Annotated in this window: 15 protein-coding genes; 7 read left to right on the top strand and 8 right to left on the bottom strand. The window is 59.7% G+C overall.

The genetic code is table 11. The features are described from left to right. Positions 1 to 87: 87 nt before the first annotated feature. Entirely contained in the window at positions 88 to 828 is a 741-nt protein-coding gene (gene lexA / locus P3M64_RS03105; protein ID WP_132938137.1) for a transcriptional repressor LexA, read from the top strand. A gap of 212 nt (positions 829 to 1,040) precedes the next feature. Here lexA and P3M64_RS03110 read toward each other — a convergent pair whose 3' ends face one another. After that, a complete protein-coding gene (locus P3M64_RS03110) occupies positions 1,041 to 3,203 on the bottom strand; it encodes a ComEC/Rec2 family competence protein (RefSeq protein ID WP_132938136.1) in 2,163 nt (720 codons plus the stop codon). A 171-nt stretch (positions 3,204 to 3,374) separates the two neighbouring features. Here P3M64_RS03110 and gltX point away from each other — a divergent pair, with 171 nt between their 5' ends. The 6 genes from gltX to P3M64_RS03140 all read left to right on the top strand — a co-directional run bounded on the left by gltX (position 3,375) and on the right by P3M64_RS03140 (position 10,884). Next, positions 3,375 to 4,781 carry a glutamate--tRNA ligase gene (gene gltX / locus P3M64_RS03115; protein ID WP_132938135.1) on the top strand — a complete coding sequence of 469 codons (1,407 nt, stop codon included), beginning with the start codon at positions 3,375 to 3,377 and terminating at the stop codon, positions 4,779 to 4,781. Between the two features lie 156 nt (positions 4,782 to 4,937). After that, complete coding sequence (gene gltA, locus P3M64_RS03120; protein ID WP_132938134.1) at positions 4,938 to 6,248, top strand: citrate synthase; 1,311 nt, start codon at positions 4,938 to 4,940, stop codon at positions 6,246 to 6,248. 346 nt (positions 6,249 to 6,594) lie between these two features. Continuing rightward, the gene (gene ugpB / locus P3M64_RS03125; protein WP_132938133.1) at positions 6,595 to 7,917 is read left to right on the top strand and encodes a sn-glycerol-3-phosphate ABC transporter substrate-binding protein UgpB; all 1,323 of its coding nucleotides are present in this window, start codon (positions 6,595 to 6,597) and stop codon (positions 7,915 to 7,917) included. Positions 7,918 to 8,043: 126 nt separating this feature from the next. Continuing rightward, positions 8,044 to 8,925, top strand: coding sequence for a sn-glycerol-3-phosphate ABC transporter permease UgpA (gene ugpA / locus P3M64_RS03130; protein WP_132938132.1), 882 nt, complete (start codon positions 8,044 to 8,046; stop codon positions 8,923 to 8,925). Continuing rightward, a complete protein-coding gene (gene ugpE, locus P3M64_RS03135) occupies positions 8,925 to 9,770 on the top strand; it encodes a sn-glycerol-3-phosphate ABC transporter permease UgpE (protein WP_132938131.1) in 846 nt (281 codons plus the stop codon). The genes ugpA and ugpE overlap by 1 nt, the downstream gene beginning before the upstream one ends. Before the next feature lie 13 nt (positions 9,771 to 9,783). Next, positions 9,784 to 10,884: a sn-glycerol-3-phosphate import ATP-binding protein UgpC gene (locus tag P3M64_RS03140; RefSeq protein ID WP_132938130.1), complete on the top strand. Its 1,101-nt coding sequence runs from the start codon at positions 9,784 to 9,786 to the stop codon at positions 10,882 to 10,884. Between the two features lie 32 nt (positions 10,885 to 10,916). On the opposite strand, the gene P3M64_RS03145 is transcribed toward P3M64_RS03140, so the two are convergent. The 7 genes from P3M64_RS03145 to lpxA all read right to left on the bottom strand — a co-directional run bounded on the left by P3M64_RS03145 (position 10,917) and on the right by lpxA (position 18,474). Continuing rightward, positions 10,917 to 11,393: an avidin/streptavidin family protein gene (locus tag P3M64_RS03145; protein ID WP_132938129.1), complete on the bottom strand. Its 477-nt coding sequence runs from the start codon at positions 11,391 to 11,393 to the stop codon at positions 10,917 to 10,919. A 120-nt stretch (positions 11,394 to 11,513) separates the two neighbouring features. After that, positions 11,514 to 12,503, bottom strand: coding sequence for an ABC transporter ATP-binding protein (locus tag P3M64_RS03150; RefSeq protein WP_132938128.1), 990 nt, complete (start codon positions 12,501 to 12,503; stop codon positions 11,514 to 11,516). After that, positions 12,500 to 14,197: an ABC transporter permease gene (locus P3M64_RS03155; RefSeq protein ID WP_132938127.1), complete on the bottom strand. Its 1,698-nt coding sequence runs from the start codon at positions 14,195 to 14,197 to the stop codon at positions 12,500 to 12,502. The genes P3M64_RS03150 and P3M64_RS03155 overlap by 4 nt, the downstream gene beginning before the upstream one ends. Further along, positions 14,194 to 15,174 carry an ABC transporter substrate-binding protein gene (locus tag P3M64_RS03160; RefSeq protein ID WP_207893098.1) on the bottom strand — a complete coding sequence of 327 codons (981 nt, stop codon included), beginning with the start codon at positions 15,172 to 15,174 and terminating at the stop codon, positions 14,194 to 14,196. The genes P3M64_RS03155 and P3M64_RS03160 overlap by 4 nt, the downstream gene beginning before the upstream one ends. 110 nt (positions 15,175 to 15,284) lie before the next feature. Beyond that, positions 15,285 to 15,686 carry a lactoylglutathione lyase gene (gene gloA / locus P3M64_RS03165; RefSeq protein ID WP_132938126.1) on the bottom strand — a complete coding sequence of 134 codons (402 nt, stop codon included), beginning with the start codon at positions 15,684 to 15,686 and terminating at the stop codon, positions 15,285 to 15,287. Between the two features lie 3 nt (positions 15,687 to 15,689). Further along, on the bottom strand, positions 15,690 to 17,684 hold the full coding sequence (gene lpxB, locus P3M64_RS03170; RefSeq protein WP_132938125.1) for a lipid-A-disaccharide synthase: 1,995 nt from the start codon (positions 17,682 to 17,684) through the stop codon (positions 15,690 to 15,692). Continuing rightward, the gene (lpxA, locus tag P3M64_RS03175) at positions 17,674 to 18,474 is read right to left on the bottom strand and encodes an acyl-ACP--UDP-N-acetylglucosamine O-acyltransferase (RefSeq protein ID WP_132938124.1); all 801 of its coding nucleotides are present in this window, start codon (positions 18,472 to 18,474) and stop codon (positions 17,674 to 17,676) included. Before lpxA ends, lpxB begins: the two co-directional genes overlap by 11 nt. Position 18,475: the final 1 nt, after the last annotated feature.

Raw genomic sequence — 18,475 nt, forward strand, 5'->3', positions numbered from 1 at the left:
CAGCGCCGACAAAAACCCAACCTTCACGGAAATGGAATTTGAGCACTCGGGTAGGACGCTTCCGCGAAGGGCAATGGGAATTTTGAGATGCTGACGCGCAAACAATACGATCTTTTGCTTCTGATAGACAAAGGCCTTAAGACCTCCGGGGTTTCGCCTTCCTATGACGAGATGAAGGACGCCCTGGGACTGGCGTCGAAGTCGGGTATCCACCGACTGATCAGCGCCCTGGAGGAACGCGGTTTCGTACGCCGTCTCCCTCATCGCGCGCGCGCGCTCGAGGTCCTCAAACTCCCCGAAAATCTTGAAGACACGGCCACGCGCATACCTCGCGCGCCCCTTCCCACTCAGGGAACCGCCAAGGGCGGCACGTCGTTCTCGCCCAACGTGATCCGCGGAGATTTTCAAATTCCCGGCGCCCGCTCTCCTCAGGCGCGCACCGGCGACGCCATCGAATTGCCCCTGTATGGGCGGATCGCGGCGGGCATTCCCATCGAAGCCATCCGCGATCCGGAAAATACGGTGCACATTCCCCAATCCATGGTCGGTTCCGGGGAACATTACGCCCTCGAAGTGGATGGCGACTCGATGATCGACGCCGGCATTCAGGACGGTGATACGATAATCATTCAGCGCGCCGATCAGGCCGAAAACGGCGCCATCGTAGTCGCCCTGGTTGACGATCAGGAAGTGACGTTAAAGCGCTTTCGCCGCAAAGGGGCCTCGATCGCCTTGGAACCCGCGAACAAACGCTACGAAACTCGAATATTCGGTCCGAACCGGGTCAAGGTTCAAGGCAAACTGGTGGGCCTGATCCGCCAATATTAGGGCATTAGGGTCTGAATTCCCGACTGGAATATGGAGGGCTTTGGAAGATGGCTTCAATCTCTTTCTCGGCTCTCTTTTCTCGCCCCTCCTTTTTTAGTCCCGGGCGCGCCTTGCGTTTGATGCGCTTGACGGCGCGCACGCCCCGATGACCGCCGAGCGAACAGCCCTCTTCGCTTCACCTCGACGTTGGCCGCGCCCGATGCCCCCGGACGTTAACGGCCCACGTCGCCGCGGCGCAAAACCCAAGGACGATCGCCCCGAGCGCCGTTGACGGTCTCGACCCGCACACCCTGGGGCGTGATCCATAGAGCGTGGGTTCCCGCGCGCCGCAGGTCGCTGCGGTCAATTACCAGCGCTGCGGCGCAGTCTTTCGGGGTGCCCTCAAGGCTGACCACGACATCAGCGTTCCGGCAATCCTCGTCCAGCGCCATCGGGTCGGTGGCCACGGAAAGCCGCCAACCGCTATGGGTGTACAAACACCCCAAGGCGTCGCAGGAAATCGGCGGTGGCTTGACGGCGCGATCCTCCGCACGACTTTTGGCGTCATCCCAGCGGCGCACATCCATCTTTGTCATGGCCGCTCGACGCAACCAAGATTGGCGCACGAATCGGCGCGCCCTGAGATTCGAAAAATAAAACCTGCCATTGGTGTCGCGAATACCCAACAAATGCGCCGAGCCGTCGATTAATACGTCCGGCGGGCGCGCCGTCATGGCCAGCACGAGCGCGGCGCCGATCGGCCCGGCGGCCAACCAGCGCCAACGCGTGCGCCATAACGCCAACCACAATCCCCCCAGCGTCAAGGCCGCCAACGACACCATTGGCAGCGCCGCCATCAGATGCACGGCCCCCGGCCACGACGCCACTTCGCGGGCGACGGCGATAATAGCGTCGATCCCCCACCCCATCGGCGCCAACGCCACCTGCTCGGCGCCGAAGGGCATTAAAACAAACGCGGCGATCGCCCACGGCATCACCCAAAAAGCCGTCAGCGGAACGGCGAGCACGTTCGCCGCCACCCCATAATCCGCAATTCGGTTAAAGTGAAAAACAGCCAGCGGCGCCGTGAGCAGTCCCGCAACGACGGTCGTCATCGCCACCACGAGAAAAAAACCTCCGACACGCCCCAAAAATCCCCATGCCGGCGACGGATGATGGCGCAAACGTTCATTCGCGGCCTCATAAAAAGAAATCAGCCCGACCACCGCCGCAAAGGACATTTGAAAACTGGCCCCCAAGAGACTTTCCGGTTCGATCAACAAAATGATAAAACCGGCCCAAGCAATGGTGCGTAGGGAAAGCGCCCGACGGTCGAAGACGATCGCACAAAACACCAGAGTGACCATCACCAACGCCCGTTGGGTCGGCACCGCCCCGCCCGACAGGAGCGCATAGAAAAAAGCCCCGCCAAGCGCCGGAAAAGCGGCCCATTTTTTGACGTCATGATGCAACGACAGCGCAGGAATCATCACCAAGATCAAGCGAATTGCGGAAAACAGAAGTCCTGCGACCAAACCCACATGCAGCCCAGATATGGCGAGAAGATGCGCCAGCCCCGAGTCGCGCATCGCCGTCAACACCTCGGGCGCGATGCTCCCCCGCTCTCCGGTCATCAGGGCAGCCCCCATGGCGCCACTGTCGGTGCCCATATGGGCGATAACCGTTTGTGAAATCCTCTGACGCAAGCGCTCAACTGCGGCAAAAAAAGCAAACGAAAAGGTCTCGTCACGGGGCGGATAAAGGCGCGCCGGACCCAAGCCGTACCCCACCGCGCCCAGGCGTTGAAAATACGCCCGACGCTGAAAATCGAACGCGCCGGGGGCCACCGGCGGGGAAGGCGGGCGCAACACCGCCAAGACATCGATCCATACACCGGGCGCGATAACGAGGTTATTCTTTCCTCCCGCATCGGATTGCGCCGAACGCCCTCGTGCATTGAGGCGAATGCGCACGCGCTCGGGCGTATCGCGGGGCGCGAGAGCGGGGATTTGCACCCGATCGAGGACAACCCTATGAACCTTGCCCAAAAGTTCGACGGACAGCACCCGCCCCGAGACGATAACCGGCCCATACGCGCGATCTAGAACCGGCGAGGAAACCGCCTTCGTACGCACCTGGGCGGCACTGAAACCAAGCGCCGCGCCGAGTAAAAACACAACGGCGACAAAGGGAAGCACGCGGTCGCGCAGACGAAAAGCGAGCACCGCACAGACAATCAGCGCAACCGGTCCGACCCAAAACGGAGGCTCGCCGGGCAAGGAAAAATAACCGGCGATCCCCACCCCCATGGCGACGGGAAACCACAGTATCCAACGATCGCTTTCGGCGGATAGGTTGTTTTCAAAATATCCGCCTAACATCCTAAAAAATCTCATAAAAACAAAAACATCCCCCCCTCGACGCAAGAAAATATGGCGCAATCGCCCACGCAAATGCTGCACAAGCGAAAAGAATATGGTAAACCCCTACTGCACTTGAGTTTAGCGCACTTGCGCCCACCCTCCAACGGCGCTGCGCCCCTTCATAAAAACAGAAGAAGCATATCCATGACCGTCGTCACACGATTCGCCCCCTCGCCGACCGGATTCCTCCACATTGGGGGCGCGCGCACGGCCTTGTTCAACTGGCTGTACGCGCGCCATTGCGGTGGTAAATTCTTGCTACGAATCGAAGACACCGATCGCAAACGCTCTACTCAGGAGGCCGTTGACGCCATCATCGACGGCATGAAATGGCTCGGTTTGGATTGGGACGGCGACGCCATTTCCCAGTATGCCCGCGCCGCGCGCCACCGCGAGGTCGCCGAGCAATTGCTCGGCGCGGGGATGGCCTATAAATGCTACGCCACCCCCGATGAATTGACCTCGATGCGCGAACAGGCAAAGGCCGAGGGCCGCCCGATGCGCTATGACGGGCGCTGGCGCGACCGGGACCCGAAGGATGCGCCGGGCGGCGTCGATCCCGTGGTCCGCCTGAAAGCCGCCCAGGACGGACAAACCGTTATCAGAGACCTGATTCAGGGCGACGTTACGGTCGATAACGCCCAGCTTGACGACATGGTTTTGCTGCGCGCCGACGGCACGCCGACCTACATGTTGGCGGTCGTCGTTGACGATCACGACATGGAGGTGACCCATGTCGTGCGCGGCGACGATCACCTGACCAACACCTTCCGCCAGTTGCAAATTTACACGGCGATGGGCTGGGATCGCCCGATTTTCGCCCATATGCCGCTGCTCCACGGCGCCGACGGGGCGAAACTGTCCAAGCGTCACGGCGCCCTTGGCGTCGAAGCGTACCGCGACATGGGATTCCTTCCCGAGGCGCTGTGCAACTATCTCCTCCGCCTGGGTTGGGGCCATGGCGATGATGAAATCATCTCACGCCGGCAGGCCATCGAATGGTTTGACCTGAAAGACGTCGGTCGCGCCGCCACCCGTTTCGACATGGCCAAGTTGACCAGTCTCAACGCCCACTACATCCGCACCGCCGACGATCAAAGATTGTCCGACCTTGCCTTGCGCACGATCGCGGCGCAAAGCGCCAAACCGGCCGGACCCAAAGCCCAGGAGCGTATCTTAAGCGGTATGCCCGGCCTTAAGGAACGCGCCAAAACCATCGTCGAACTTGCCGAAAGCGCGCTATTTTACGCCTTCGACAGGCCTATCGAGAAAAACGAGAAGGCGCTTAAACTCCTAGAGCCTCAATCGCGCGCCGCCCTTGGGAAGCTCCTCGAAATCTTGAAGGTCTTGCCCCAGTGGCGCGAAGAGGACCTGGAACAAGCCGTCAAAGGTTTCGCCGAGGCCGAAGAACTCAAACTGGGAAAGATCGCCCAACCCCTACGCGCCGCATTAAGCGGGTCCAACGTTTCACCGGGAATTTTCGAGGTCATGCGGGTCCTCGGACGCGAAGAAACCCTGGGTCGAATAGACGATGCGGTTAACGGCTTATAGCCACCGCGTCACGCCGCCGCATTTTTTATGCGTTCCATTGTCCCAAACTTAACAGGACAACGAGAAAAAACAACCTTAACAAGAAATACACATACCATACATATATGTCCGCTTCCTCGCATGATTCGGACATAAGATAAAAAGGAAGGACGTTACATGAGCGAGAATACTTCCAACAAAACCTTCACCCTGACCGATAACGCCACGGGAAAATCCTATACGCTGCCGGTCCTGGAAGGATCGGTCGGACCGAGCGTTATCGATATCCGCAAGCTGTATGGGGAAACGGGCCATTTCACTTATGATCCGGGCTTCACCTCGACGGGAAGCTGCGAGAGCAAAATCACCTTTATCGACGGCGATAAGGGCGTTCTGCTGTATCGCGGCTATCCTATCGAACAACTGGCGGAAAAATCCGACTTCATGGAAGTGTGTTACCTGCTGGTCTACGGCGAGTTGCCCGACCGCGGCGAACTCGACAAGTTCAAGTACCGCATCACATACCACACCATGATCCACGAACAGATCAACTATTTTTTCCGAGGCTTCCGCCGCGATTCCCATCCGATGGCGATCATGTGCGGCGTCGTCGGCGCGCTGTCGGCGTTCTATCACGACAGCACGGACATTTCCGATCCGGTCCACCGCTTCGTCGCCTCGACCCGCTTGATCGCGAAAATGCCGACCATCGCCGCCACGGCGTATCGTTATTCGATGGGTATGCCGTTCGCCTATCCGCGCAATGACCTTAGCTTCTCGGAAAACTTCCTTTATATGATGTTCTCCAATCCGTGCGAGGAATACGTCGTCAACCCGGTGTTGGCCCGCGCCATGGATCGGATATTGATCCTCCACGCCGATCATGAACAAAACGCCTCGACGTCAACCGTGCGCATCGCCGGGTCGTCCGGAGCCAACCCGTTCGCGTGCATCGCCGCGGGCATCGCCTCGTTGTGGGGACCGGCGCACGGCGGAGCCAACGAAGCCGTGCTCAGCATGCTCGAACACATCGGCACGAAAGATCACATTCCCGAGTACATCGCCCGCGCCAAGGACAAGAACGACCCCTTCCGCCTGATGGGGTTCGGTCATCGGGTCTATAAGAACTTCGACCCTCGCGCCAGGGTTATGCGCCAAGCCGCGCACGATGTCCTCGATGAATTGGGGGTTCGTGACGACCCCCTGCTCGATCTGGCGATGGAGCTGGAACGCATCGCCCTCGAAGACGACTACTTCGTCTCCAAAAAGCTCTACCCCAACGTCGATTTTTATTCCGGAATCATTTTCAAGGCGATGGGCATTCCGACCTCGATGTTTACCGTTCTGTTCGCGGTGGCGCGCACCGTCGGTTGGGTCGCCCAGTGGAACGAAATGATCGAGGATCCAATGCAGAAAATCGGCCGCCCGCGGCAATTGTTCACCGGGTCGGGGCCGCGCGATTACGTCGATATCGCCGCCCGCGGCTAAGCTCTTTATCCCTGCCGGGGCATCCCGGACATTCGGGCCGGACGGTTGAAACCGTCCGGCCCTTTTTCATGGGCCGCACGCCTTGAAAAAACGCTCAAAACGCCTCTCAAAGCGGGGCGGTTGAACGCCGCTCCCGCGCGAACGACGCAATCCCAGATTGACGCGTGGAAACGGTCACCCGCATTGGTGATGGTCTCTAAAAACACGTTCGCAGAACGTCTTCAAAGCGTCATCAATCCGTCATCCAGATATGCCTAACATCGCGCCCATCCGCCGGATTCTCCGGCCAACATTAAGGCGCACCGCCCCCCATTTTCACGTTCAATCAAAGAGGAAGACATCATTCATGACTGTGTCGTTTAAACGCAAAATCGTGCTCGCCGCCGCAACGGCGACGCTCAGCGGATGGGTGGCGACCGCCCAGGCCGCGACCGAAATTCAGTGGTGGCACGCCATGGGCGGCGATTTGGGCAAGCGGGTCGAGGAAATCGCCGCGGGCTTCAACCACAGCCAAAGCAAATATGTCATCAAGCCGGTGTACAAGGGAAACTACACCGAAACCATGACCGCGGGCGTCGCCGCCTTTCGCGCCGGTAAGCCGCCGCACATTTTGCAGGTCTTCGAAGTCGGCACGGCGTCGATGATGGCCGCCAAGGGCGCCGTCTATCCCGTCTACAAGCTGATGAAGGACGAACACGTCCCGTTCAACGAAAACCGCTATATTTCGGCGGTGACCGGCTACTACACCACGACCGACGGCAAGATGCTGTCGATGCCCTTCAACAGTTCGACCCCGGTTCTGTTCTGGAACAAGGACGCCTTCGCCAAGGCGGGTCTGACTCGCGCCCCCAAGACCTGGGAAGAAATGGGTGAATATTCCAAGAAGCTGATTTCCTCTGGCGCCGCCCAATGCGGTTTCACGGTCGGCTGGCAGTCCTGGGTGATGCTGGAAAACTTCAGCGCCTGGCATAACCTTCCCTTCGCCACCAAGTCGGACGGTTTTGGCGGCCTGGACACCAAGCTGACCTTCAACGGCCCGCTCCAGGTCAAAACCATCCAGCAACTCGCCGATTGGCAAAAAGACGGCGTCTTTCGCTACGGCGGGCGTCGCAGCGACGCCAACCCTCTGTTCGCTCAGGGCAAATGCGCGATGCTGCTTAATTCCTCGGCGTCTTATGGCGGCCTAAAGAAAAGCGCTAAATTCGACTTCGGCACCGATCAGCTTCCCTACTGGTCCGACGTCAAGGGCGCGCCGCAAAATTCGATCATCGGCGGGGCCTCGTTGTGGGTGCTTAAGGGCAACGCCAAAAAGGATTACAAGGGCGTCGCCGAATTCCTGAACTATCTGTCCGACCCGTTCGTGCAAATGTTCTGGCATGAAAACACCGGCTATGTGCCGATCACCAAGGCGGCCTATCAACTGACCAAGGACACCGGCTACTACAACACCTTCAAGGGTCGGGACGTCGCCATCGAACAGATGAACGGCAAGAAGCCGACGGCCAACTCGAAGGGGCTGCGCCTGGGCAATTTCGTACAAACCCGCGACATCATCAACGAAGAACTCGAAGCCGTCTGGTCGGGCAAGAAAACCGCCAAACAGGCCCTGGATGAAGCGGTCAAGCGCGGCGACGTCTTGTTGCGCAAGTTCGAAAAAGCCAACAAATGACGTAACGTCAAACCCGCGGGGCCGCCTTTGCGCGGCCCCGTTTCCGTTTCAAATGCGTTCACGCGCCGCCCGGCGCACTGCTTTTTAGATCATTCGTTCTAAAACATACCCCCGACGGATAGCCTTATGGAAAAGAAGACGACATTCTCTAACCGCTGGCTGCCTTACGTCCTTGTCGCGCCACAGATCACGATAACCCTCATCTTCTTTATCTGGCCGGCGGGACAGGCGCTGTACCAGTCGTTTTTCGTCGAGGACCCCTTCGGCTTGAGCACCCAATTCGTCTGGTTCGACAATTTCAAGGACGTTCTGGGCGATCCGCTTTATTTCGATTCCATCGTCATCACCGCCGTTTTCAGTCTGGCGACGACATTTCTGGCGCTCGGCGTGTCCTTATTGTTGGCGGTGATGGCCAATCGGGTGGTTCGCGGCGCCGGCGTCTATAAGGTCATGCTTCTGTGGCCCTACGCCGTGGCGCCCGCCATCGCCGGGGTATTGTGGATGTTCATGTTCAGTCCGGCCAATGGCATCGTCGCCGAGGCCTTGACCGCGATGGGCTATGACTGGAACTATCTGCTCAACGGCAATCAGGCGATGGCCCTGGTGGTGATCGCCGCCGCCTGGAAGCAGGTCTCCTATAATTTTTTGTTCTTCCTGGCCGGATTGCAGATGATCCCCAAGGCCCTGATCGAAGCGTCCGCCATCGACGGGGCCGGACCGGCGCGCCGGTTCTGGACCATCGTTTTTCCGCTGCTGTCGCCGACCGCTTTCTTCCTGATGGTGGTGAACATCGTGTACGCCTTTTTCGATACCTTCGGTATCATTCACATCATCACCCTAGGTGGGCCGGCGGGGGCGACCAACACCCTGGTGTACAAGGTTTATAACGACGGATTCATCGGCCTCGATCTGGGCGGGTCGGCCGCCCAATCGGTGATCTTGATGTTGATCGTGGCCGCCCTCACCGTGGTGCAATTTCGTTTCCTGGAAAGAAAGGTGCAATACTGATGGTCGAAAATCGCCCATTCCTAACTTTCCTCAGCCACGCCATTTTAATTATCGGCGTGGCGGTGATCGCCTTTCCGATATATGTCGCTCTGGTGACCTCCAGCCATCACGCCGCCGATGTCCTCAACACCGTGCAGCCGTGGTTCGGCGATCAGATGATCGCCAACTTCACGTCCGTTTTGCAATCGGGGCGTCGGTCGGTGGGGGCGGTTCCGGTGGAACGGATGATGATCAACAGCACCATCATGGCGCTGGGCATCATGGCGGGGAAAATCGTCATTTCGATCCTTTCCGCCTTTGCCGTCGTGTATTTCCGTTTTCCCTTCCGCATGGTGTTTTTCTGGGTCATTTTCATGACCCTGATGCTGCCGGTGGAGGTGCGCATCCTGCCCACCTACAAGGTGGTGTCCGACCTCGGCTTGCTCGATAGTTTCGGCGGCCTGACCCTGCCGCTGATCGCCTCGGCGACGGCGACCTTCTTGTTCCGCCAATTTTTCCTGACCGTTCCCGACGAATTGACCGAGGCCGCCCGAATGGACGGCGCCGGCCCGATCCGCTTTTTCTTCACCATTTTGCTGCCGTTGTCGCGCACCAACATCGCCGCGCTGGCGGTGATCTTGTTCATCTACGGTTGGAATCAATATCTATGGCCGCTTTTGATCACGACGCAAAACGACATGACAACCGTGGTCATGGGGATGCAAAAGATGATCCACGTCGATGACGCCGTACCCCAATGGAACCTCACCATGGCGACCGCCTTGCTCGCCATGGCGCCGCCGATCGCGGTGGTCATCATCATGCAGCGCCAGTTCGTCAAGGGCTTGGTCGAGAGCGAAAAATAAACAGGAGCATCCCGTGGCGAACGTCACCATCAAAAATGTAAAAAAAACCTATCCCAACGGCTTCAAGGCGATCCACGGCGTCAATATCGACATCGCCGATGGTGAATTCGTCGTCCTGGTCGGCCCTTCGGGATGTGGCAAGTCTACCCTTCTGCGCATGATTGCCGGACTGGAGACAATCAACGACGGCGATGTCCACATCGCCGGGCGCAGGGTCAACGACCTGGAGCCGGCCCAACGCGATATCGCCATGGTGTTTCAAAATTACGCCCTGTACCCGCACATGAGCGTTTACGCCAACATGGCCTATGGCCTGAAAATTCGCGGATTGAAAAAGCGGGAAATCGACGAAAAAGTACGCAAGGCCGCCGCCATCCTGGAACTCGACGACGCGCAGTTGCTTCGCAAACCAAAGCTGCTCAGCGGCGGGCAACGCCAACGGGTCGCCATGGGGCGGGCCATTGTGCGCGAGCCCGCGGTCTTCCTGTTCGACGAGCCGTTGTCCAACCTCGACGCCAAGCTGCGCGTACAGATGCGCCTGGAGATCAAGCGCCTGCAGGAAACCCTCGGCGTGACCAGTCTGTATGTCACCCACGATCAGGTCGAGGCGATGACCCTGGGCCATCGTCTGATGGTGATGAACGCGGGCATTGTCGAGCAGATCGGCACCCCCATCGAACTGTACGCCAAGCCCGCGACCCCCTTCGTCGCCAGCTTTATCGGCTCGCCCGCGATGAATCTGATTGACGTCAAGCTGGATGCAGAGAGCGCCCACATTCTCCTCCCCGATGGACAGACGCTTTCTACGGCGGGACTTACCTTCGCCAATGGCGCACGGTACGCCGGCGGCGACGCGGTGATCTTGGGCATTCGTCCCGAACACCTGCGCCTGACCGACGCCGAACGCGCCCAATTTCATCTTCATGTGGCAACGAGCGAACTCCTGGGGGCCGACACCCTCCTCCATGGTCATTTCGGACGCGAAAAAACCGCATTGACGATCCGGGTATCGGGCATCGTCCGGGCCAAGGCGGGCGAGATCGTTGGACTGGACGTCGGGACCGAAAATTTGCACCTGTTCGATAACGAAAGCGGGCGCAGGATGGTCCAATAAGACCCTCCCGCGCCCGCTTTGCATGCGCCGGATTACTTCATCAGCGAGTCGTGCGCCTCGAACGCCAGCGGCTTGAATACATCAACGCCGCTCATGATTTGATCGGGTTTCGTGCTCCCGGCGACGCTCAGATTCCACTTCGTCGTCATGTGACCGCCCGAGATATAGCCCGCCCATGCGGTGATCGATTTACAATCCTCAGTCCCGTTTTTCCAATTGACCACGAAGGCGAGCGCGCTTTGATTGGTCCGCCCCGTCATCGGATAAGGCGTATTCTGGCAGTAGGTGCCCGCCGCCTTGTTGACGAAGACACCTCTGAAGCTTCCATCGGGGCCGACGGATTCAATGTACATCACCGATCCCCTCTGATTTTGCCATGCCGAACCCACCGTCACCATGTCTTGGGCAAACGCCAAGCCGGCCCCGACCGACAATACCGGAAAGAGAACCAACGCAAAGGCGATGGCGCGAATATAAGGTAGCAGCGTCGTCCGTAAGCGCGTTTTCATAGTCAGAAATTCCCTAATAGTTGTTAAAACTTATTTTTTATATCTTAAAAAGTGTATTTTAGGAAGGCCAATTCGCGCCACGGTTACATGACAAATTTCTTCCGCGCGAACGATGGAGCGTTACAAGGGGACGATCCGGCTTTCGTCGAAGGTGAAAGTCATCGTCTGCCCCGTGTCGAAGGGACGTGCGCTATAGAACTGAACGTCCAGGCCCTGGAAAGCCGCCGTGATCTCGTAGCGGTCCTCCAGGAAAACACAATTGAGCACCCGGGCTTCATGGCCGGTTTTATCGTCCTGGACAATAAATGCGCCGCGCGGCGCCAGAACCTCGACATCGGCGCGGAGATCGCCACCGAGGACCATGGCGGCGGGTAAAATGTTTCCCGCATCCAAAAAGCGCGCCGTCCAGGCATCCTTCGGCTTCCTGAACAGAACTTCCGGGATCGCGCATTGATGCACGACGCCATCCTTCATCAGGGCTATTCGGTCGGACAGGACCTGGGCCTCGCGCCGGTCATGGGTGACGTTGACGCAGGTCAGTCCCAATTGTTTCGAAATTAAGCGAATTTCCCGGCCCAACTCGACACGCAGGTTGGCGTCCAAATTGGACAACGGTTCGTCGAATAGGATGACTTTCGGCTCGCCGGCCAGGGCGCGAGCGATCGAGACCCTCTGTTTTTGACCACCCGATAACTGTTCGGGCACTTTCTTGGCGTGTTCGCCCAGGCGCACGATATCCAACACCTCACCGACCCGGCGTGCGATGCGCGCCCTCGGGACCTTCGCCATCTTCAGCGGGAAGGCGACATTCTCCGCGATACTAAGATGCGGCCAAAGACCATAGTCCTGAAAAACGAAACCCAAACGGCGGCGTTGCGGGGCGACGAATACCCCCCGCCGGCTATCGACGAAACAGTTTTCTCCGATGACCAGTTTCCCCTCATCCGGGTGTTCCAATCCGGCGATGATGCGTAAAAGCGTCGTTTTTCCACATCCCGACGGCCCCAGCAGGGTCATGAAATCCCCTGCGGCGACATCCAGATCGATGGCGCGCAAAACCTGTTCCGAAGAGAAGGCCTTCGAAATACCGCGAAGTTCAAGCGCGCTCATCCGGGGCCTCCCTGCCGCCCGCCATACAGGCCTTGGCCGAGGGCGATAATCGCCCCCGAAAAAACAATCGCCACCAGACTCATCGCCATGCCCGATCCGATCGATCCTTGATTGAACTGGTTGAAGACGTACGTCGCCACCGTTTCGACGCCGGGCGGAGCCAGCATGATCGACGAAACCAGTTCGCGGGTGCTGATCGCGAACACGATCAATCCGGCGGCCAGGGCGACCGGCCCCAGCAGGGGCGACAAGACCCGCACGACCAGCGTAAATTCGCTGGCCCCGGAGACGTAAGCGGCGTCGTCCAACGATCGGGGGAGCTGCCTAAGCGCACCGGTGAGCAGACGAATGGGATAAGGCAGCATCAAGCACAGGTAAGCCAACAGCAAAACCACGGGGGTGTTGTAAGGCGTGACCGGCCAAAACGGCAAATTCCAGGTCAGTATCAAACCCACCGCCACCGCCATGCCGGGGATCGAACTGGGCAGGATTGACAGGAAATCCAGAGCGGCGCTGCCGCGAAAACGCATACGCACCGTGCTGAAGGCGACCAACAATCCGATCAATACGGTCAGAACCGCCGCCGAAATCGCCAGGGTCACGCTGGTGAGGATCGCCCGCCAGGCGGCCGAGCCGCCCTCGAACAACCCCACCAGATGGGCCAACGACAAGTTCGACCAGGTTACCCCGCCGCTGACGGTATTCATCAGGGCCATGATCGTCACAGTCGCCACCGGCAACGCCACGGCGAGAAAAAACACCCCGGCGAACAGCATGTTGACGAGAACCTGAAAGCGCCGGGAACGATCGTCGCCCGGAGCGGTCAGGATTTGATTTTCAACCCGCGATTCAAATTTTTTCGAAAGCGCCCGATTGCCCTGATAGGCGACGAAGGCGATCGCGATCAAGATCATCGACAATACCGACGCCCCCGACAGGTCGATCGGCCAGTCGGTGAATTTTTCATGGATCAAGGTCACGATGACTTCATAGCCAAAGCGATTTCCCAGAATGGCGGGGGTGCCGAATTCCTCGATCGTCAGAACGAAGACGATCAGCGCGCTGGACAGCACCGCCGGAACCGTCATCGGCAAATGAATGCGCCAGAACAGGGACAGGGCGCGGGCGCCGAAGACCTTGGCGGCGTCGCCGTAGCGCCGACCGATGAGGGCGAACGATTTGGCCGCGGCGAAGTAGATCAAGGCGAACAGGTGCAACGCCATGACCAAAACCATGCCCCAGAAGGAATAGAGCATCCCATCCAGATTGAGGCCCGATACCTGCTGCATGAACCCGTTGCGTTGCAGCAACTGCATCCAAGCCAGCGATCCGATGTACGGCGGTATTAAAAAGGGAACCAGAAAACACCCGTCCCAAACGCGCCCCCAGCGCGGCGTTATGCGCACGCGCAGATACGCCAGGGGAAGTGCGATGACGACACAGACCGCCGTCACCGCGCTCGACAGTTCCAGAGAACGCGCGATCGCGCCGGTCAAACGTGCATCGCGTAGACTTGGCGCCAGGGCGCTAAAGGGCGCGGCGAAAGACAACGCGTTGAGATCGGGGAACACCGCGAACGCCACGATCGCCAAGACCGGCAGCCCCACGATCACCGCCAACACCGTCGTCGAAAGAAAAAAGAAGGCCGGTCTCAGGTTCCGGCCTTCTTCGCGAACCTGCGGGGAGAAGATCATTCGCCGCGCATGACCTTGGCGAAATGATCCTTGGTGGCGGCGGCGTGATCGGCGGCGGCGACGTAATCCATCTTAATCAAATGCAAGGCGTCCCAACCGGCCCGCTTGGCCACAACGTCCGTGCGCGCGGGAAGGATATAGCGCGCGGCGACGAGACGCTGTCCTTCCTTGGAGAGCACGAAATCGACAAACGCCTTGGCGGCGGCGGGATGGCGGGTCGATTTCAAGATCATGATCGGGCGGGGCGCCAGAACGGTGCCCTCGCTGGGATAGACGATATCGATCGCTTCCCCCTTCATCTTGGAACCGATGGCGATGTAATCGACGGCGCCGAAGACGACGCCCTTGGCCCCCTGCAAGACCGGGGTCAACGCCGCCTTGTTGGCGCCGGGAACGATCATGCCGTTATCGTGCAACCCTTTGAACATCGACCACGCCTGCGCGCCGTCCTTGTTGACCAGTCCTTCGACCAGGGTCAACGCCGAGCCCGACTTCGCCGGATCGGGCATCGTCACCTGCCCTTTGTACGCGGGGCGGGTCAAATCGGACCAATGCGCGGGGGCCGGCAATCCCGATTTGGTATTGTAGGCGATCGCCAGCGCCGCCGCGCCCTCGGCGACATAAGTCGGCGTCTTCAGGTCGGCGGGCACATGGGCCGCGCCCGGCGAGGTATAGGGCAGCAACTCGCCCGCCTTGTCCAGGGTGATGGCGTGCCCCCATGACGCCGAAATCAGGACATCGGCGTGGGGATTGGCCTTTTCCGCTTGATAGCGGGCCATGACCTTGCCCGACGAGGACTGAAACAGGCTGACCTGAAGGCCGGTCTTTTTCTCGAAGGCCTTGACCAGCGCGCCGGACAACGGCTTCGGCCCGGCGCTGTAGACAACCAGGGGGTCCGCCGCGAACGCAGGCACGGGCGCGGAAACAAGAGACGACGCAAGCATGGCCAAGGCCATGGCGGTAAACGTTTTATGCACTGGGGAACTCCGATACGCTGACAGTGTGGACGACGATGGAAGCCTATCGTATTCATATGTCGCTTTGATGACAGTGCCCGCCGGGTCCGCCCGTCAGCGCTTTTTCACCGTCATTTTTTTTCGACCAGCTCGATCTTATAGCCGTCGGGATCTTCGATGAAGGCGATCACGGTGGCGCCGTGCTTCATCGGGCCGGGCGGACGCGGGATCGGCACGCCTTCGCTTTTCATCGCCTCGCAAGCGCCATGGATATCGGGCACGCCGATCGCCAGATGGCCGAAGGCGGTGCCTAAATTGTAAGACTCCGCCTGATCCCAGTTGTGGGTCAATTCGATCACCGTGTGGCTGTTCTCATCCCCATAACCTAAAAAACACAAGGTAAATTTTCCCTCGGGATAATCGCTGCGGCGCAGTACCTTCATGCCCAGGTGACGGGTGTAGAAATCGATCGACTTTTCCAGATCGAAAACCCGGATCATGGTGTGCAGGAAGCGAAAGTTTTGAGTGTCCATGGTCTATTCTCCCATTCTGCTTTCGACGATATCGACAAGACATTTGGCCGCGCGCATTCCCGGAGACGGTCCGCCCAAACCTAGTTTTTCCAGGGCCGCTCCCGCATCTTCGATCTGGCGGCGACGCGCGGCGGCGTCATCCATCAGGCGCGCAACGGCGGCGCATAGAAGCTCGGGGCGGCAACGCTCGTTGAGAAATTCGGGGACCGCCTCGCGGTCCAGGATAATATTGATCAGGTTGGCGAAGCGCACACGCACCAAACGCCGCGCCAGCCAGACCGTCAACGGGTTCAGTTTATAGGCGATGACCGTGGGCGTCTTGGACAGCGCCAGTTCCAGCGCCACCGTGCCCGAGGCGGCAAGCGCCACGTCGGTCGCGGCAAGGGCGTCGTACTTATCCTTTACCCCGATAACGATGCTGACCGAAAACGGCCAATCCCGCGTGGCGGCGCGCACATCGTCCAAGCGGGCGGCGACACAGGGGATCACGACGTGGAATTCGCCCTTGTCGCGCGCTAAAAGAGTCAAGGCGCGCGCAAAAACCGGCAACATCTTAGAGGTTTCACTGTGCCGCGATCCGGGCAACACCGCGACCAAGGTCGTCGCCGGCGCGATCGCGTGATCCGCGCGAAAACGCGCCCCGTCCCCCGCATCGGCGCCGCTTTCGACGATCGGATGACCGACAAAGGTCGCCGCCAACCCCGCCTTTTCGAAATAGGGCGGCTCGAACGGCAACAGGCAGAGCATGTGATCGAGGAAGCGGGCGACTTTTCGCGCCCTGCCCGCCCGCCACGCCCACACCGTCGGCGCGACGTAATGGACCAACGCAATCCCCACCCCCTTCAACTTGCGCGCCACACGAAAATTGAAGTCCGGGGCGTCGATGCAAACCAGACAATCGGGGCGCTCCCGGCGCACGGCGCGGGCGGTCTCACGAATGCGCCCGATCAGGGTCGGTAATTTCGGCAACACCTCGGCCAGCCCCATGACGCTCAGTTCGGACATGGGAAACAAACTGTCGAGCCCTTGCTCGGCCATCCGCACCCCGCCGATCCCGGAAAAATGCACCCGATCGGCATAGATCTCCCGCAATGACGCCATCAGGCGCCCTCCCAGTTCGTCGCCGGAAGGCTCGCCGGCGATAATAAAAAAGTGTCGGCGGCGGAGGTCCGCGATCTCCCCGGAGGACATCCCATAAACGAACAAACCCGCCTTGTCGGCGGCGGCGATCACCGCATCCCGATCGACGATCAGCGCACCTCCCGCCTCGACGGCGATACCGGTCAACCCCGCCTTGCGGGCATTTTCGATCGTATCGACACCGATGGTCGGCAGATCGACGCGGCGTTCCTGGCCGGGCTTGGAAATTTTCACCAAAACCCCGCGGGTTCGCGCGCCCGCCTGCGACGCGCCCAACTTCGCCATCATGGCGTCCGTGCCCAAACGGTCCTCGCGGGCGATGACGTCCCCGCCGCGGGCGATCGCCGCCTGCCCGATATCGCGCCGCCCCAGGTTCCACGCCGCCCCGGCGGCGATACGCATGTCGGCCAAGGCATCCTCCGTAGGGCGAGGCGTACCGAGCACGCCGGCACGGGCCAAAAGATCGTGCAGCACGTCGTGGACACCGATAATGCGAAAACCTTCATCCCGTTCAAGCGTGCGCACGACGGAGCACAGCAGCCCGTCGTCCCCCCGGGAGAAAGCGCCGCCGAGGGCAAAGCGCAAGGTGCGCAGATCGGGCCATAAATGGGCGAGCGAGGGGCGGCGGATCGCCCCGGCCATCACCAGTTCACGGACGCCCTCGCGCTTAAGAACGGCGATCGCCCGCCCCGCCGCGCCCAAACGTATCCAGGCATGAGGCGTGTCCACGACGGTCTCACGATCCGTTTGTCCGTTAAAGGCGATAACGAAAAAATCGCGTCCGCTGTCTCGGCACGCCCGGATCAGGCGCGCCGGAAGCGCGCCGCCACCGGCCAGAATGCCCAGTTTAGGCTGCATCGTCCAACTTGGGCCGGCAGATCGCCCGCGATGAATCGGCGCGAATGAAATCGACGATTTCCATCACCGGCTCGACATCCTTGAACATTTCCGCCACGTCGGCGATGCGTTCGCTCATGGTGCCTTCCTGGGCGAATAAAACGCGATAGGCATTGCGCATGGCATGGATAGTTTCCCGGTCGAAATTTCGCCGTTTCAACCCGACGAGGTTCAGCCCCGAAAGATGGGCCCGATTACCGACCACCGAACCGTAGGGAATGATATCGTGTTCGACGCCGGACATCCCGCCGATCATGGCATGGCGACCGATGCGCACGAATTGATGCACCGCGCACAACCCACCCAAGATCACCCAATCCTCAACGACGACATGACCGGCCAACGTCGCATTGTTAACTAAAATAACATTATCTCCAATCACGCAATCGTGCGCGACGTGGGCGCCGACCATAAACAGACAATTATTGCCGACGCGGGTCACCATGCCGCCGCCCTGGGTGCCGGGGTTCATGGTGACGTGCTCGCGAATAACGGTGTTGCAGCCGATCTCAAGGCGTGACGGCTCGCCGGCATATTTCAGATCCTGCGGCTGTAAGCCGATCGAGGCGAAGGGGTAAATCTTACTATTGGCGCCAAGCGTCGTGCGCCCGTCAATGGCGACGTGAGAAACCAACGTCGCACCATCGCCCAGGTGAACCTCGGGGCCGACAGAGCAAAATGGGCCGACCGTGACATTCTCGCCAATGGTGGCGGTTTGGGCGACGATAGCGTTAGGATGGATGGTTGTCATT

Origin of the sequence: Varunaivibrio sulfuroxidans, from assembly GCF_029318635.1 — a bacterium.
Lineage (GTDB): Bacteria > Pseudomonadota > Alphaproteobacteria > Rhodospirillales > Magnetovibrionaceae > Varunaivibrio > Varunaivibrio sulfuroxidans.

Excerpts from the sequence above, each read along its gene's own strand:
- lexA (WP_132938137.1), top strand. The coding sequence starts at position 88 with ATGCTGACGCGCAAACAATACGATCTTTTGCTTCTGATAGACAAAGGC.
- P3M64_RS03110 (WP_132938136.1), bottom strand. The coding sequence starts at position 3,203 with ATGAGATTTTTTAGGATGTTAGGCGGATATTTTGAAAACAACCTATCC.
- gltX (WP_132938135.1), top strand. The coding sequence starts at position 3,375 with ATGACCGTCGTCACACGATTCGCCCCCTCGCCGACCGGATTCCTCCAC.
- gltA (WP_132938134.1), top strand. The coding sequence starts at position 4,938 with ATGAGCGAGAATACTTCCAACAAAACCTTCACCCTGACCGATAACGCC.
- ugpB (WP_132938133.1), top strand. The coding sequence starts at position 6,595 with ATGACTGTGTCGTTTAAACGCAAAATCGTGCTCGCCGCCGCAACGGCG.
- ugpA (WP_132938132.1), top strand. The coding sequence starts at position 8,044 with ATGGAAAAGAAGACGACATTCTCTAACCGCTGGCTGCCTTACGTCCTT.
- ugpE (WP_132938131.1), top strand. The coding sequence starts at position 8,925 with ATGGTCGAAAATCGCCCATTCCTAACTTTCCTCAGCCACGCCATTTTA.
- P3M64_RS03145 (WP_132938129.1), bottom strand. The coding sequence starts at position 11,393 with ATGAAAACGCGCTTACGGACGACGCTGCTACCTTATATTCGCGCCATC.
- P3M64_RS03150 (WP_132938128.1), bottom strand. The coding sequence starts at position 12,503 with ATGAGCGCGCTTGAACTTCGCGGTATTTCGAAGGCCTTCTCTTCGGAA.
- P3M64_RS03155 (WP_132938127.1), bottom strand. The coding sequence starts at position 14,197 with ATGATCTTCTCCCCGCAGGTTCGCGAAGAAGGCCGGAACCTGAGACCG.
- gloA (WP_132938126.1), bottom strand. The coding sequence starts at position 15,686 with ATGGACACTCAAAACTTTCGCTTCCTGCACACCATGATCCGGGTTTTC.
- lpxB (WP_132938125.1), bottom strand. The coding sequence starts at position 17,684 with ATGCAGCCTAAACTGGGCATTCTGGCCGGTGGCGGCGCGCTTCCGGCG.
- lpxA (WP_132938124.1), bottom strand. The coding sequence starts at position 18,474 with ATGACAACCATCCATCCTAACGCTATCGTCGCCCAAACCGCCACCATT.